The sequence below is a fragment of the Cellulomonas sp. NPDC057328 genome (assembly GCF_042667215.1).
Lineage (GTDB): Bacteria > Actinomycetota > Actinomycetes > Actinomycetales > Cellulomonadaceae > Cellulomonas.
In genome coordinates, this window is the sequence record NZ_JBHUZW010000116.1 from 1 (window position 1) to 12,672 (window position 12,672).

The following is a 12,672-nucleotide window of genomic DNA, read 5'->3' on the forward strand; positions in this document are numbered from 1 at the left end:
TGTGTATAAGAGACAGGGTCCCTCCTGCGAGGGACCGGGCCGTCGGCGTCACCGGGCACGTGCGCGCGGTGAGGGACGAGCCCCGCCGCGTCTCGCGGACCGACGGGGGAGGGAGAGCAGGATGCAGCTGACCGTGGCCCGGATCGGCCGGCCGCACGGGCTGCGCGGCGAGGTCGCGCTCGACGTGCGCACCGACGCGCCCGAGCGGCGCCTCACCGTGGGCGCCCGGCTCGACACCGAGCCGACGGCGGCGGGGCCCCTGACGGTGACGCACGTGCGCCGCGCCCAGGAGCGCTGGTACGTGACGTTCGCCGAGGCGTCGGACCGCACGGCGGTCGAGGCGCTGCGGGGCGTGGAGCTGGTCGTCGAGGCCGACGACGACGAGGACGACGACGGCTGGTACGAGCACGAGCTCGTCGGCCTGCGGGCGGAGCACGTCTCCGACGGACGCGTGCTCGGCGAGGTCGTCGGGCTCGAGCACCTGCCGGCGCAGGACCTGCTCGTCGTGCGCGAGCCCGACGGCACGCGCACGCTCGTGCCGTTCGTGGAGGCGATCGTCCCCGTGGTGGACGTGGCGGGCGGTCGCGTCGTCCTCGACCCGCCCGGCGGCCTGCTCGCCGCCGACGCCGACCGGCTCGTGGTCGACGAGCCGACGGCCGACGAGGGCTGAGGCGTGCGCGTCGACGTCGTCTCGATCTTCCCGGAGTACCTGGCCGCGCTCGAGCTGTCGCTCGTGGGCAAGGCGCGCACGTCCGGCCTGCTCGACCTGCGGGTGCACGACCTGCGCGCGTGGACGGACGACCGCCACCGCACGGTCGACGACACGCCGTTCGGGGGCGGCGCCGGGATGGTCATGCGCCCCGACGTGTGGGGTCGCGCGCTCGACGACGTCCTCGACGACGGCGCGCACCTGATCGTCCCGTCGCCCGCGGGGGAGGTCTTCACGCAGCGCACCGCCGAGCGGCTGGCGCGCGAGGAGCACCTCGTCGTGGCGTGCGGGCGCTACGAGGGGATCGACGCACGGGTCGCCGCGCACTACGCGGACCGCGTGCGCGTCACCGAGCTGTCGCTCGGCGACTACGTGCTCAACGGCGGCGAGGTCGCCGCGCTCGTCGTCGTGGAGGCCGTCGCGCGGCTCCTGCCCGGTGTCGTGGGCAACCCGGCGTCGCTCGTCGAGGAGTCGCACGGCGCGGCCGGCCTGCTCGAGTACCCCGTGTACACCAAGCCGGCGGAGTGGTCCGGCCACGCCGTCCCGGACGTGCTGCTGTCCGGGCACCACGCCCGCATCGCGCGGTGGCGCCGTGACCGCGCCCTCGAGCGCACCGCCGCCCGCCGGCCCGACCTGCTGGCCGCGCTGGACCCGGCCGCGCTGGACCGGCACGACGTCGCGCTCCTCGCCGAGCTCGGGTGGACGGTGGCGGACGGGCACCTCGTCCGCGCCTGAGGCGCCCCGGATTCGGTCCCGGACGCCCGCTGTGGCAGACTGGTCGGTCGGTGCGCGTCGGCCCGCCTCTCTGCCGCAGGGGAGAACGCCACGACGCACGGACCCGGTCCGCCGCGGTCCGCACCACCCGATCCGAGCCCCCCACGGGCGCGTGCCCTGCCCGGCAGCGCGTGCGCCCGTCGATCACGCTCCTGACCTGCGGCAGGGCGGGGAAGTGACACGTCATGCAGACGCTCGACGCGATCGACGCAGCATCGCTGCGCACCGACGTCCCGGACTTCCGTCCCGGCGACACCCTCAAGGTCAACGTGAAGGTCGTCGAGGGCAACCGCTCCCGCGTCCAGGCGTTCCAGGGCGTCGTGATCGCCCGCCAGGGTGCCGGTGTGCGGGAGACCTTCACCATCCGCAAGGTCAGCTTCGGCGTCGGCGTGGAGCGCACGTTCCCCGTGCACTCGCCGACCCTCGACTCGGTCGAGGTCGTCACCCGCGGTGACGTCCGCCGCGCGAAGCTGTACTACCTGCGCGCGCTCCGCGGCAAGAAGGCCAAGATCAAGGAGAAGCGCGAGCAGGCTCCGGCCAAGGGCTGAGCCTCACCCCGCGCGTCCGACGGGCGGTCACCGCAGCTGCGGTGGCCGCCCGTCGTCGTCCCCGGCGCGTCCGGCGACGGGCGTGCGCGGTGCCCGCGACGCGGGCACGTGCCCCGCGGCGGCCGCGCGCGTGCGAGAGTGTGTCGGTGACCGAGCGACGCGCCGAGGAGCTGGGGCCGGTGCCGGGCCCGGGGCAGGGCACCGACGCCCACGCCCAGGACGGGCGGCCCCTGTGGGCCCCCACGGGTGCCGGGCCGGGCGACGTCGCCCGCGGCGAGCAGCCGCAGGAGGGCCGCCGCGGCCACCAGGAGCGCGACGGTGGCCGGACCGGCCGCACGACCGCGTGGTCGTGGATCCGCGAGACGGCGATCATCCTCGTCAGCGCGCTGGTGCTCTCGCTCGTCGTCAAGACCTTCCTCGTCCAGGCGTTCTTCATCCCGTCGCAGTCGATGCACGAGACGCTGATCGAGAACGACCGCATCCTCGTCAGCAAGCTGACGCCCGGGCCGCGCGACCTGCGGCGGGGCGACATCGTCGTGTTCAAGGACCCGGGCGGCTGGCTGCAGCCCGTCGTCGAGCCGCAGCGCGGACCGGTCGGCGACGCGCTGAACGACGGCCTGACGTGGATCGGCCTGCTGCCGCAGGACGCCGGCGAGCACCTCGTGAAGCGCGTGATCGGCCTGCCCGGTGACCGCGTCGCCGGCGCGCCGGGGCAGCCCGTCACCGTCAACGGCGTCCCCCTCGAGGAGCCGTACCTGGCGACGGGCTCGGAGCCGACCGAGAAGCTCTTCGACATCACCGTGCCCGAGGGATCGGTCTGGGTGATGGGCGACAACCGGCAGAAGTCGGCCGACTCGCGCTACAACATGGGCAGCCCCGGCGGCGGCTCCGTGCCCGTCGACAACATCGTCGGCGTCGCGTTCGTCACCGTGTGGCCGCTCGACCGGGTCACCGTCCTGCGCAACCCGTCCGACACGTTCGCCGGCGTGCCCGACCCCTCCTGACCGAGGACCCGCCCCGCATGACCCTCGCCGACAGCACCGCGGGCGCGCCCGCCACGACGCCGCCCGCCAGGACGCCGGCCGCCACGACGCGCGCCGTGCGGACCGCGACCCGGCCGGCGCCGCACCTGCGCCACGAGCGCGCGCTGCTGCGCGACGGCCACACGTTCGTCGCCGGCATGGACGAGGTCGGCCGCGGCTCGCTCGCCGGGCCGGTGAGCGTCGGGGTGGTCGTCGTCGACGCGACGACGCGGTCGGCGCCGCGCGGCGTCGCCGACTCCAAGCTGCTCACGCCCGCCGCGCGCGAGCGGCTGCTGCCGGCGCTGGGCCGGTGGGGCGTGGCGCGCGCCGTGGCGCACGCGAGCGCGCAGGAGATCGACGAGCGGGGCATCGTCGCGGCGCTGCGGCTGGCCGGCACGCGCGCGCTGGCGGCCGTGCTGACGGTGGTGGAGCGCGTCGACGTCGTGGTCCTCGACGGTTCGCACGACTGGCTGACGCCGCCGTCGCCGGACCTGTTCGGCACGCAGGACGAGCTCTTCGGCGACGTCCTCGAGGTGCGCGTGCCGCGCGTGCACAAGCGCGTCAAGGCCGACCGCACGTGCGCGAGCGTGGCCGCCGCGAGCGTGCTGGCCAAGTGCGAGCGGGACGCCCTCATGGTGCGCCACGCGCAGGACCACCCGCACTACCGGTGGGACGACAACAAGGGCTACGCGGCTCCCGACCACCTCGCGGCGCTGCGCGCCCACGGGCCCAGCCCTCTGCACCGCAGGTCGTGGCGCCTGCCGGAGACGGTGGGCCTCCCGCCGGCGACGAGTGGGCCGGGGTGGACGGTCGACGGCCTGCTCACGGACGAGCTGCGCCTGCCCTGACGCCGGAGCGCCGCCCGCCCGCGTGCGGGCGCGGCGTCCCGCGGCCGTGCCGCCGCCGCGGATGGGGGATGATGGGCGCGTGAGCGCCGAGGACCTGGAGAACTACGAGACCGACATGGAGCTCGCGCTGTACCGCGAGTACCGCGACGTCGTCGGGCTCTTCTCGTACGTCGTGGAGACGGAGCGGCGCTTCTACCTCGCCAACCACGTCGACCTGCAGGTGCGGTCCGCCGCGGGCGAGGTCTACTTCGAGCTGTCGCTCGTCGACGCGTGGGTGTGGGACGTGTACCGGTCGGCGCGCTTCGTGAAGTCGGTGCGTGTCGTGACGTTCAAGGACGTCAACGTCGAGGAGCTCGCCAAGGCGGAGCTCGACCTCGGCTCGGGGAACGCCTTCCCCCGCTGACGCGGCACGCCGGAAGCTGACGGGCCCCGCCCGCCGCCGAGCCGACCACAGCCCGCGGGACGGTCGTCCCCGTCCCCGGACCCGCCCGCTGCCGCCCCCGCCGCGCCGCCGCGCGCGTCAGGGTCGTCGCCGGAGGTGGTCGACGTGCGTGCGACGGACGCGGTGGGACGGTACGGCGAGGACGTGGTGGCGCGGTACGTCACGGCGGCGGGGTGGACGGTGCTCGACCGCAACTGGCGGTGCGCCGAGGGCGAGCTCGACATCGTGGCGCTCGACGGCGACGAGCTGGTCGCCGTCGAGGTGAAGACGCGGCGGTCGGTCGCCTACGGTCACCCGGCGGAGGCGGTGACGGCGCGCAAGCTCGCGCGGCTGCGCCGGCTCACCGCCGCGTGGCTGCGCGCGCACGACGTGGCCGCGCGCTCGGTGCGCGTCGACGTCGTCGCCGTGACGCTGCCCGCGCGCGGGGCCGCGACCGTCGAGCACCTGCCGGGGGTGGTCTGAGTGCTGGGCCGCACGTGCGCGGTGGCGCTGCTGGGGCTGCGCGGGCACGTCGTCGAGGTGGAGGCCCACCTCGCGACGTCGCTGCCCGCGTTCAGCCTCGTGGGCCTGCCCGACGCGTCGCTGGCGGAGGCGCGCGACCGCGTGCGGGCCGCCGTGACGTCGTCGGGCCTGGCCTGGCCGAACCGCCGCATCACCGTGAACCTGTCGCCCGCGACCCTGCCGAAGACGGGGTCGGCGTTCGACCTCGCCGTCGCGGTCGCGGTCCTCGCCGGCGCAGGCCTGGTGGAGGCGGCGTCCGCGGCCGCGTGGGTGCACGTCGGCGAGCTCGGCCTCGACGGGCGGGTCCGCCCGGTGCGCGGCGTGCTGCCGGCGGTGGCCGCGGCGGTCGCCGCCGGCCGGCCGCGCGTGGTCGTGCCCGTCGGCAACGCGGCCGAGGCACGGCTCGTGCCCGGTGCCGAGGTGCTGGCGGCCGAGCACCTCGCGCAGGTCGCCGCGCACCACGGCGCGGACGTGGAGGTGCCGGACGTCGAGCCGGTCCCGGACGTGCCGTCGGCGCCCCCGACGGGCGAGGCGCTCGACCTCGCCGACGTGCGCGGGCAGGAGGAGGCGCGCCTCGGCGTCGAGGTCGCCGCCGCGGGCGGGCACCACCTGCTGCTCGTCGGCCCGCCGGGCACGGGCAAGACGATGCTGGCGGCGCGCCTGCCGGGTGTGCTGCCGGACCTCGACGAGGCGGACGCGGTCGAGGTCACGGCGGTGCACTCGATCGCGGGCACGTTCGACCCCGCGCGCGGCCTGCTGCGACGCCCGCCGTTCGAGGACCCGCACCACACCGCGACGCCGGCGAGCGTCGTGGGCGGCGGGTCGGGCATGCCGCGGCCGGGTGCGGCGTCCCGGGCCCACCGCGGCGTCCTCTTCCTCGACGAGGCGCCCGAGTTCACGACCGGCGTGCTGCAGACGCTGCGCCAGCCGCTCGAGCACGGCGAGCTCGTCCTGCACCGCGCGGGCGGCGCGGCGCGCTACCCGGCGCGCTTCCAGCTCGTCCTGGCCGCGAACCCGTGCCCGTGCGGGCGGGCGGTCGGCAAGGGGCTCGACTGCACGTGCCGCCCGGAGCAGCGCCGGCGGTACTTCGGCAAGCTGTCCGGGCCGCTGCTCGACCGGGTCGACCTCCAGCTCGAGGTGCCGGCCTCGCGGGCGGCGGACGCGCCGGGGGAGGACTCGGCCACCGTGGCGGCGCGGGTCCTCGCGGCCCGGGCCGCGCAGCACGAGCGCTGGCGCGCGGGCGGCTGGCGCACCAACGCGGAGGTACCCGCACGGGCCCTGCACGCCGCGCTCGGCGCCGACGGGCGGCTGCTCGCCGACCTGCACCGTGCGGTCGACCGCGGCACGCTCAGCCTGCGCGGCGCCGACCGCGTGCTGCGGGTCGCGTGGACGCTCGCCGACCTCGACGGCCGCGCCGGCCCGGAGCGCGGCGACGTCGGGCGGGCGCTGGCCCTGCGGACGCGGGGGCACGGCGCGTGACCGCGCAGGAGGCCGATCGCCGCGCGCGTGCGGCGTGGAGCGCGCTGGTGGAGCCCGGCGACGAGGTGGCGGGTGCGCTCGTGCAGGCGTGCGGCGCGGCGCACGCCCTGGCGTGGGTCGAGCGGGCCCTCACCACGGGACGTCCGGACTGGGCCGACCTGGGCGCGCAGGCGGACGTGGGCGACACGGTGCGCCGGCGGCTCTCCGCCGCGGTGCGCCGGTGGGGCGTGCGCCGTCCGCACGTGGACGTCGACCGCGACCTGGAGGCCGCCGCGCGCGTCGGCGCACGCGTGGTCGTCCCGGGCGACCCGGGGTGGCCCGAGGGTCTCGACGACCTCGGCGCCGCCGCCCCCTTCGCCCTGTGGGTCCGCGGGGAGGGGCCGCGGCACGCGCGGTCGGTCGCGCTCGTGGGCGCCCGGGCGTGCACGGGGTACGGCGAGCGCGTCGCGGTCGACCTCGCCGTCGACGTCGCGCGGCGGGGGTGGCAGGTGGTGTCGGGCGGCGCGTACGGCATCGACGCGGCGGCGCACCGGGGCGCCCTGGTCGCGGAGGGACGGACGCTCGTGGTGCTGGCCGGCGGCGTCGACCGTGCCTACCCGGTGGGGAACGCGCGGCTGCTCGAGGAGGCCGTGCACGGCGGGGGAGCGGTGGTCAGCGAGGTACCGCCCGGGGCGGTGCCGACGCGCAGCCGGTTCCTCCAGCGCAACCGGCTCATCGCCGCGACGGCACGGGCCACCGTGGTGGTCGAGGCCGCGTGGCGGTCGGGCGCCGCGAGCACGGCGCACCACGCGGCGCGCCTGCTGCGCCCCGTGGGTGCCGTCCCCGGGCCCGTGACGTCCGCCGCGTCCGCGGGCTGCCACCGCCTCCTGCGCGACGGCGTCGCCGTCTGCGTCACCGACGCGGCCGAGGTCGTCGAGCTCGCGGGCGACGTCGGTGCCGACGTCCTCGAGGCGTCCGCGCAGGTCGGCGCGCCGCGGGAGGGGCTCGACCCCCTCGCGCGCCGGGTGCTCGACGCGGCACCGCGCCGGGGCGGTCGCTCGACGCAGGACGTCGCCGTGCGTGCCGGCACGACGGTCGCGGAGGCCCGTGACATGCTCGGCCTGCTCGAGCTCGACGGGCTGGTCCGACGGGTCGGGTCCGGTTGGGTGCTCGCCGAGGGGGATGAGGTTCGGCGGGGGTGAAAAAAAGCGGCGATCGGGGGAATCCGCGCCGTCGAATCGGACATTGTCGGCGGATTCCGTCACTGCGCATTCTTGTAGTTCCCGCAGCGTCTTGTGGCGCAGTGGTGACGGCCGCCACCTTAGGAGCATGTTCATGGCGGAGATCACGGCGGGAGCCCCCGAGCGGGCTCAGCTCGTCGCCGACTTCGCCCTCCACCTGCGGGCGCAGCGCACGCTGTCCGAGCACACCGTGCGGGCGTACCTGGGGGACCTGGACCACCTCTTCGCGCACGCCGTCCGGCACGGCGCCACGCGCCTGGACCAGGTCGACCTCGCCGTCCTGCGGGGGTGGCTGGCCGCGATGGCCGGCGCCGACCGCAGCCGCGCGACGCTCGCCCGCCGGTCGGCCGCGGCGCGCACGTTCTTCCGCTGGGCGGTGCACACGAGCCGGCTCGCGACCGACCCGACGCTGCGCCTGGCGTCGGCGCGCGCGGCGGCGCCGCTGCCCACCGTCCTCGCGGTCGAGCCCGTGACCCGGCTGCTCGACGCCGCGCAGGAGCGCGCCCACGACGGCGACCCGGTGCACGTCCGCGACTGGGCGGCCGTCGAGCTGCTCTACGGCACGGGCGCCCGCGTCGGCGAGCTGTGCGGCGCCGACGTGCCCGACGTCGACCTGGGCGCCCGCACCCTGCGGGTGCTCGGCAAGGGCGGCAAGGAGCGCGTGGTGCCCTTCGGCGTGCCGGCCGCCCGCGCGGTCGCCGCGTGGCTCGACGGCGCGCGGCCGCGGCTCGTGCGCGACGGCACGCCGCCTGCGCTGCTGCTCGGTCGGCGCGGCGGACGCGTCGACCAGCGCCAGCTCCGGACCGTCGTCCACCAGCTCGCCGCGAGCGTCGGCGTCGACGACGTGGCGCCGCACGCGCTGCGGCACACCGCCGCGACGCACCTGCTCGAGGGCGGCTCCGACCTGCGGTCGGTGCAGGAGATCCTCGGCCACTCGAGCCTCGCCACGACCCAGCGCTACACCCACGTCTCCGCCGAGCGCCTGCGCTCGGCGTACCGCCTCGCCCACCCACGGGCATGAGGAGCACCACCCCGCCGCCGGGGACACCCCTGCGCGCGACCGCCACCGCCCGCCCCACACCGCCCGCACCCGCGGGCACCAGCACAGAGACGGAGCCGACGATGACGGCACTGCAGGACGCCCCCGTCGGGCTTCCCACCCCAGGACCCCTGCGCGGCTACCGCCCCGGCACCGCGCCGGTGGGCCTCGTGCCGCAGCAGCGCACCGTCGTCGCCGACGTGCCCACGGACGCCGCGCCCGCGGTCGCCGCACCCGCCGACGCCGCACCCGCGGTCGTCGCGCCGGAGCCGGTCGCGGAGGGCGTCGACGCCCTCTGGGCGCGCTTCACCGAGGAGCGGTGCCCGCGCACGCGGGAGCGGCTGATCATGCACTACGTGCCCCTCGTCACGGCCGTCGCCGGCCGGCTCGGCATGCGCCTGCCGTCCACCGTCGAGCACGCCGACCTCGTCTCGTACGGCATGTTCGGGCTCATCGACGCCATCGAGAAGTACCGCACCGACCGCGCGGTGAAGTTCGAGTCGTACGCGTCGTCCCGCATCCGCGGCGCGATCATCGACGAGCTGCGTGCCATGGACTGGGTGCCGCGGTCCGTGCGCACGAAGGCCCGTGCCGTCGACCGGGCCTACGGCGAGCTCGAGTCCACCCTCCACCGCGCGCCCACGGAGGCGGAGGTCGCGCAGCGCCTCGAGCTCCCCGTCGCGGAGCTGCGCGCCGTCTACACCCAGCTCGCGGCCGTGAACATCGCCGCGCTCGACGAGCTGCTCGCCGGCTCGGACGACCGCCCCGGCGCAGCCACCCTCGCGGACACCCTGGGCGACCGCCGCGCGGAGGACCCGGCCGGCTCGGTCGAGGCCCAGGAGACGAAGTACCTGCTCGCGCGGGCGATCGAGTGCCTCGGCGAGCGCGAGCGGCTCGTCGTCGTCCTCTACTACTACGAGAGCATGACGCTCGCCGAGATCGGTCGGGTCCTCGGCGTCACGGAGTCGCGCATCTCGCAGATCCACACGGCCGCGATGATGCGGCTGCGCACCCGGCTCCTCGACGCCGAGCGCGGCTGACCCGCGCGCTGCGGCGCCACCGGGGGCGGCGTCACCGCACGGGCAGCAGCACGACCGGTCCCGCGCCCGGCAGGAGCGACCACGGGTCGACGTAGCGGTCGCCCTCGCGCACGCCCCAGTGCAGGCACGTGCCGGCGCAGTGCCCGCCGGCGGCCACCGTGCCGAGGCGGTCCCCGGCGCGCACCAGGTCGCCGGCGGCGACCAGGGGGACGACCGGCTCGACGCTGCTGCGCCGCCCGTCGGGGTGCAGGACCGTGACGACGCCGCGGTCCACCACGTGCCCGGCGAACGACACCGTGCCGTCCGCCGGCGCGACCACGTCCGCCCCCTCCGCGGCGCGCAGGTCGACGCCGCGGTGGCCGGCCGCCCACCGCTCGGGCGGCGCCTCGAAGGCGCGCGCGAGCTGCGCGGGCGGGCCGACCGGTGCCCGGTAGGCGGGCCGCGGGGCCGGCGGGCCGGCGGTGCTCGCGACGCCCGCGACCGAGGGCTGCGTGCCGGCGAGCGCGACGACCGTCGCGAGGGCGAGGGCGAGGGCCGCGGCCGCGCCGCACGAGCGGCGCGCCCGCCGACCGGCGCGCGGCGACCCCGCACGTGGTCGGACGGCGACGCGGCGCGCGGTCGTCGGGCGGGCGGCGGCGGGGCGTGAGGTCGACGGCATGAGGGGGAGGCTGCCGCCCGGCGACGCCGTGCGGACGGTCGACCTCCGCGCCCGGTGGACGACGCGGACGACCCGCGGGGCTGTGGTCGGCTCGGCACGAGCGCCGCGGCGCCGCGTGGCGGCCGGCGCGTCGGGTCGGTCCGCGGGGCGCCCCGCACCGGTGCGGCTGCGGCCGGGCGACGGGGGCGGACGGTCGTCCGGCGGGCGTGGGATAGACTGCTCCCACGACCGGCTCCTGCCGGTCGAATTCGCGTGCCATGACCCGGTCGCCGACCGGACGTCGTCCCGCACGGTCCGGACCCTCGGGTCCGGGGCGGGCGGCGGGTGGCACCAGGGGACCGGCCGCCGGCCGGACCGACAACCGAGACCGCGGGCCCCGGGCCCGCACGAGCGCGCGCGCCTGGCCGGCGTGCGCCGGGAGGACGTCACATGGCCGTCGTGACCATGCGCCAGCTGCTCGAGAGCGGTGTCCACTTCGGGCACCAGACCCGCCGCTGGAACCCCAAGATGAAGCGCTTCATCTTCACCGAGCGCAACGGCATCTACATCGTCGACCTGCAGCAGTCGCTGTCCTACATCGACCGCGCCTACGACTTCGTCAGCCAGACCGTCTCGCACGGTGGCTCGATCCTGTTCGTCGGCACGAAGAAGCAGGCGCAGGAGCCGGTCGCCGAGCAGGCCGCCCGCGTCGGCATGCCCTACGTCAACCAGCGCTGGCTGGGCGGCATGCTCACCAACTTCTCGACGGTCCACAAGCGCCTGCAGCGCCTCAAGGAGCTCGAGCAGATCGACTTCGACGACGTCGCGGCCTCGGGCCTGACGAAGAAGGAGCTGCTCGTCCTGCGTCGCGAGAAGGACAAGCTCACGAAGACGCTCGGCGGCATCCGTGACATGGCCAAGGTCCCCTCGGCCGTGTGGATCGTCGACACGAACAAGGAGCACCTCGCGGTCGACGAGGCGCGCAAGCTGGGCATCCCGGTCGTCGCGATCCTCGACACCAACTGCGACCCGGACGTCGTCGACTACCCGATCCCGGGCAACGACGACGCCATCCGCGCCGTGCAGCTGCTGACCCGCGTGATCGCCGACGCCGCCGCCGACGGCCTCATGAAGCGCCACTCCGGCGGTGCCGCCGCCACGCAGGGCGCCGACGCCGACGCCGAGCCGCTCGCCGAGTGGGAGCGCGAGCTCCTCGCCGGCGCCGAGGCCGGTCTGCAGGACCCCGCCCTCGCGCCGGAGGCCGTCGACGCGGCCGCCGCCGCTGCGGGCGAGCCGCAGCAGGCCGCCGGCGAGGCGGGCCCGGCCGAGTCGGCCACGGCCCCCGGCCAGGACGCCGCCCCCGCCGTCGAGGCCGCTGCCGCCGGTGAGGCGCGCGAGGAGGCCGCGGCGCAGGACGAGCAGGCCTGACGCCCCGAGGCACACCCGCGGGTGCGGCGCGCGCGACCGCGCCGCACCCGCCCCGGCCCGCTGACCTGCGGGACCGGTCGGAAGAATCCAAGGACGGACGGAACTGATGGCGAACTACTCGCTGGCCGACATCAAGGCGCTCCGCGAGCGGACCGGTGCCGGCATGCTCGACGTGAAGAAGGCGCTCGAGGAGGCCGAGGGCGACCTCGACAAGGCGCTCGAGATCATCCGCGTCAAGGGCCTGAAGGGCGTCGGCAAGCGCGAGGGCCGCTCGGCGTCGGACGGCCTCGTCGCCGCCAACGTCGCGCCGACGGCCGACGGCGAGGGCGCCACCGGCGTGCTCGTCGAGGTCAACTCGGAGACGGACTTCGTCGCCAAGAACCAGACGTTCGTGTCGCTCGCCGAGCGCGTGCTCGCGACGGCGGTCGCCTCCGGGGCCGCCGACGCCGACGCGCTGCTCGCCGCGGACGCCGACGGCACCCCGCTGCAGACGGTCGTCGACGAGACGGCCGCGACGCTGGGCGAGAAGGTCGTCGTCCGCCGCGTGGCGCGCCTCGCCGGCGAGCACGTCGAGGTCTACCTGCACAAGGTCAACAAGGACCTCCCGCCGCAGGTCGGCGTCCTCGTCGCCACCGACGCGGCCGGCGCCTCGGTCGCCCGCGACGTCGCGACGCACATCGCGGCCTTCTCGCCGTCGTACCTGACGCGCGACGAGGTCCCCGCGGACGTCGTCGAGAACGAGCGTCGCATCGCCGAGGAGACGGCCCGCAACGAGGGCAAGCCCGAGGGTGCGCTCCCGAAGATCGTCGAGGGCCGCCTCAACGGCTTCTTCAAGGACTCGGTCCTGCTGGACCAGGCCTTCGCGAAGGACAACAAGAAGTCGGTCGGCCAGGTGCTCGCCGAGGCCGGCGGCACGGTCACGGGCTTCGTGCGCTTCCGCGTCGGCGCCTGACCACGTCGTGACGACGGTGGCCCCGGTCCGCTG

Annotated in this window: 14 protein-coding genes; 13 read left to right on the plus strand and 1 reads right to left on the minus strand. The window is 76.7% G+C overall.

Annotation, left to right across the window (positions count from 1 at the left end):
- The first annotated feature begins 121 nt into the window (after positions 1-121).
- The 11 genes from rimM (at position 122) to ACFUMH_RS16145 (ending at position 9,622) form a co-directional block, all read left to right on the plus strand.
- A complete protein-coding gene (gene rimM, locus ACFUMH_RS16095) occupies positions 122-670 on the plus strand; it encodes a ribosome maturation factor RimM (RefSeq protein WP_378207811.1) in 549 nt (182 codons plus the stop codon).
- A 3-nt stretch (positions 671-673) separates the two neighbouring features.
- On the plus strand, positions 674-1,444 hold the full coding sequence (gene trmD / locus ACFUMH_RS16100) for a tRNA (guanosine(37)-N1)-methyltransferase TrmD (RefSeq protein WP_378207813.1): 771 nt from the start codon (positions 674-676) through the stop codon (positions 1,442-1,444).
- A 224-nt stretch (positions 1,445-1,668) separates the two neighbouring features.
- Positions 1,669-2,031 (plus strand): 50S ribosomal protein L19, encoded by a 363-nt coding sequence (gene rplS, locus ACFUMH_RS16105; RefSeq protein ID WP_378207816.1) that lies wholly within the window; start codon positions 1,669-1,671, stop codon positions 2,029-2,031.
- A 146-nt stretch (positions 2,032-2,177) separates the two neighbouring features.
- Positions 2,178-3,035: a signal peptidase I gene (gene lepB / locus ACFUMH_RS16110; RefSeq protein ID WP_378207819.1), complete on the plus strand. Its 858-nt coding sequence runs from the start codon at positions 2,178-2,180 to the stop codon at positions 3,033-3,035.
- Positions 3,036-3,052: 17 nt separating this feature from the next.
- On the plus strand, positions 3,053-3,901 hold the full coding sequence (locus tag ACFUMH_RS16115) for a ribonuclease HII (protein ID WP_378207822.1): 849 nt from the start codon (positions 3,053-3,055) through the stop codon (positions 3,899-3,901).
- A gap of 79 nt (positions 3,902-3,980) precedes the next feature.
- Complete coding sequence (locus ACFUMH_RS16120) at positions 3,981-4,304, plus strand: DUF2469 domain-containing protein (protein WP_378207825.1); 324 nt, start codon at positions 3,981-3,983, stop codon at positions 4,302-4,304.
- Positions 4,305-4,448: 144 nt separating this feature from the next.
- Complete coding sequence (locus ACFUMH_RS16125; protein WP_378207828.1) at positions 4,449-4,805, plus strand: YraN family protein; 357 nt, start codon at positions 4,449-4,451, stop codon at positions 4,803-4,805.
- Positions 4,806-6,323 carry a YifB family Mg chelatase-like AAA ATPase gene (locus ACFUMH_RS16130; RefSeq protein WP_378207831.1) on the plus strand — a complete coding sequence of 506 codons (1,518 nt, stop codon included), beginning with the start codon at positions 4,806-4,808 and terminating at the stop codon, positions 6,321-6,323.
- Positions 6,320-7,504, plus strand: a complete 1,185-nt coding sequence (gene dprA / locus ACFUMH_RS16135; protein WP_378207834.1) for a DNA-processing protein DprA — start codon at positions 6,320-6,322, stop codon at positions 7,502-7,504. The genes ACFUMH_RS16130 and dprA overlap by 4 nt, the downstream gene beginning before the upstream one ends.
- A 133-nt stretch (positions 7,505-7,637) precedes the next feature.
- Positions 7,638-8,564: a tyrosine recombinase XerC gene (locus tag ACFUMH_RS16140; RefSeq protein ID WP_378207837.1), complete on the plus strand. Its 927-nt coding sequence runs from the start codon at positions 7,638-7,640 to the stop codon at positions 8,562-8,564.
- Positions 8,565-8,665: 101 nt separating this feature from the next.
- Positions 8,666-9,622, plus strand: a complete 957-nt coding sequence (locus tag ACFUMH_RS16145) for a FliA/WhiG family RNA polymerase sigma factor (RefSeq protein WP_378207841.1) — start codon at positions 8,666-8,668, stop codon at positions 9,620-9,622.
- A gap of 31 nt (positions 9,623-9,653) precedes the next feature.
- Here ACFUMH_RS16145 and ACFUMH_RS16150 read toward each other — a convergent pair whose 3' ends face one another.
- A complete protein-coding gene (locus ACFUMH_RS16150; protein ID WP_378207844.1) occupies positions 9,654-10,280 on the minus strand; it encodes a M23 family metallopeptidase in 627 nt (208 codons plus the stop codon).
- A 429-nt stretch (positions 10,281-10,709) separates the two neighbouring features.
- On the opposite strand from ACFUMH_RS16150, the gene rpsB reads away from it, so the two are divergent.
- Both rpsB and tsf read left to right on the plus strand, forming a co-directional pair.
- Positions 10,710-11,687: a 30S ribosomal protein S2 gene (gene rpsB / locus ACFUMH_RS16155; RefSeq protein ID WP_378207847.1), complete on the plus strand. Its 978-nt coding sequence runs from the start codon at positions 10,710-10,712 to the stop codon at positions 11,685-11,687.
- Between the two features lie 106 nt (positions 11,688-11,793).
- Positions 11,794-12,639, plus strand: a complete 846-nt coding sequence (gene tsf, locus ACFUMH_RS16160; protein WP_378207850.1) for a translation elongation factor Ts — start codon at positions 11,794-11,796, stop codon at positions 12,637-12,639.
- Positions 12,640-12,672: the final 33 nt, after the last annotated feature.

Coding starts and splice junctions, on each gene's coding strand:
- rimM (WP_378207811.1), top strand. CDS start 122: ATGCAGCTGACCGTGGCCCGGATCGGCCGGCCGCACGGGCTGCGCGGC.
- rplS (WP_378207816.1), top strand. CDS start 1,669: ATGCAGACGCTCGACGCGATCGACGCAGCATCGCTGCGCACCGACGTC.
- ACFUMH_RS16115 (WP_378207822.1), top strand. CDS start 3,053: ATGACCCTCGCCGACAGCACCGCGGGCGCGCCCGCCACGACGCCGCCC.
- ACFUMH_RS16140 (WP_378207837.1), top strand. CDS start 7,638: ATGGCGGAGATCACGGCGGGAGCCCCCGAGCGGGCTCAGCTCGTCGCC.
- ACFUMH_RS16145 (WP_378207841.1), top strand. CDS start 8,666: ATGACGGCACTGCAGGACGCCCCCGTCGGGCTTCCCACCCCAGGACCC.
- ACFUMH_RS16150 (WP_378207844.1), bottom strand. CDS start 10,280: ATGCCGTCGACCTCACGCCCCGCCGCCGCCCGCCCGACGACCGCGCGC.
- rpsB (WP_378207847.1), top strand. CDS start 10,710: ATGGCCGTCGTGACCATGCGCCAGCTGCTCGAGAGCGGTGTCCACTTC.
- tsf (WP_378207850.1), top strand. CDS start 11,794: ATGGCGAACTACTCGCTGGCCGACATCAAGGCGCTCCGCGAGCGGACC.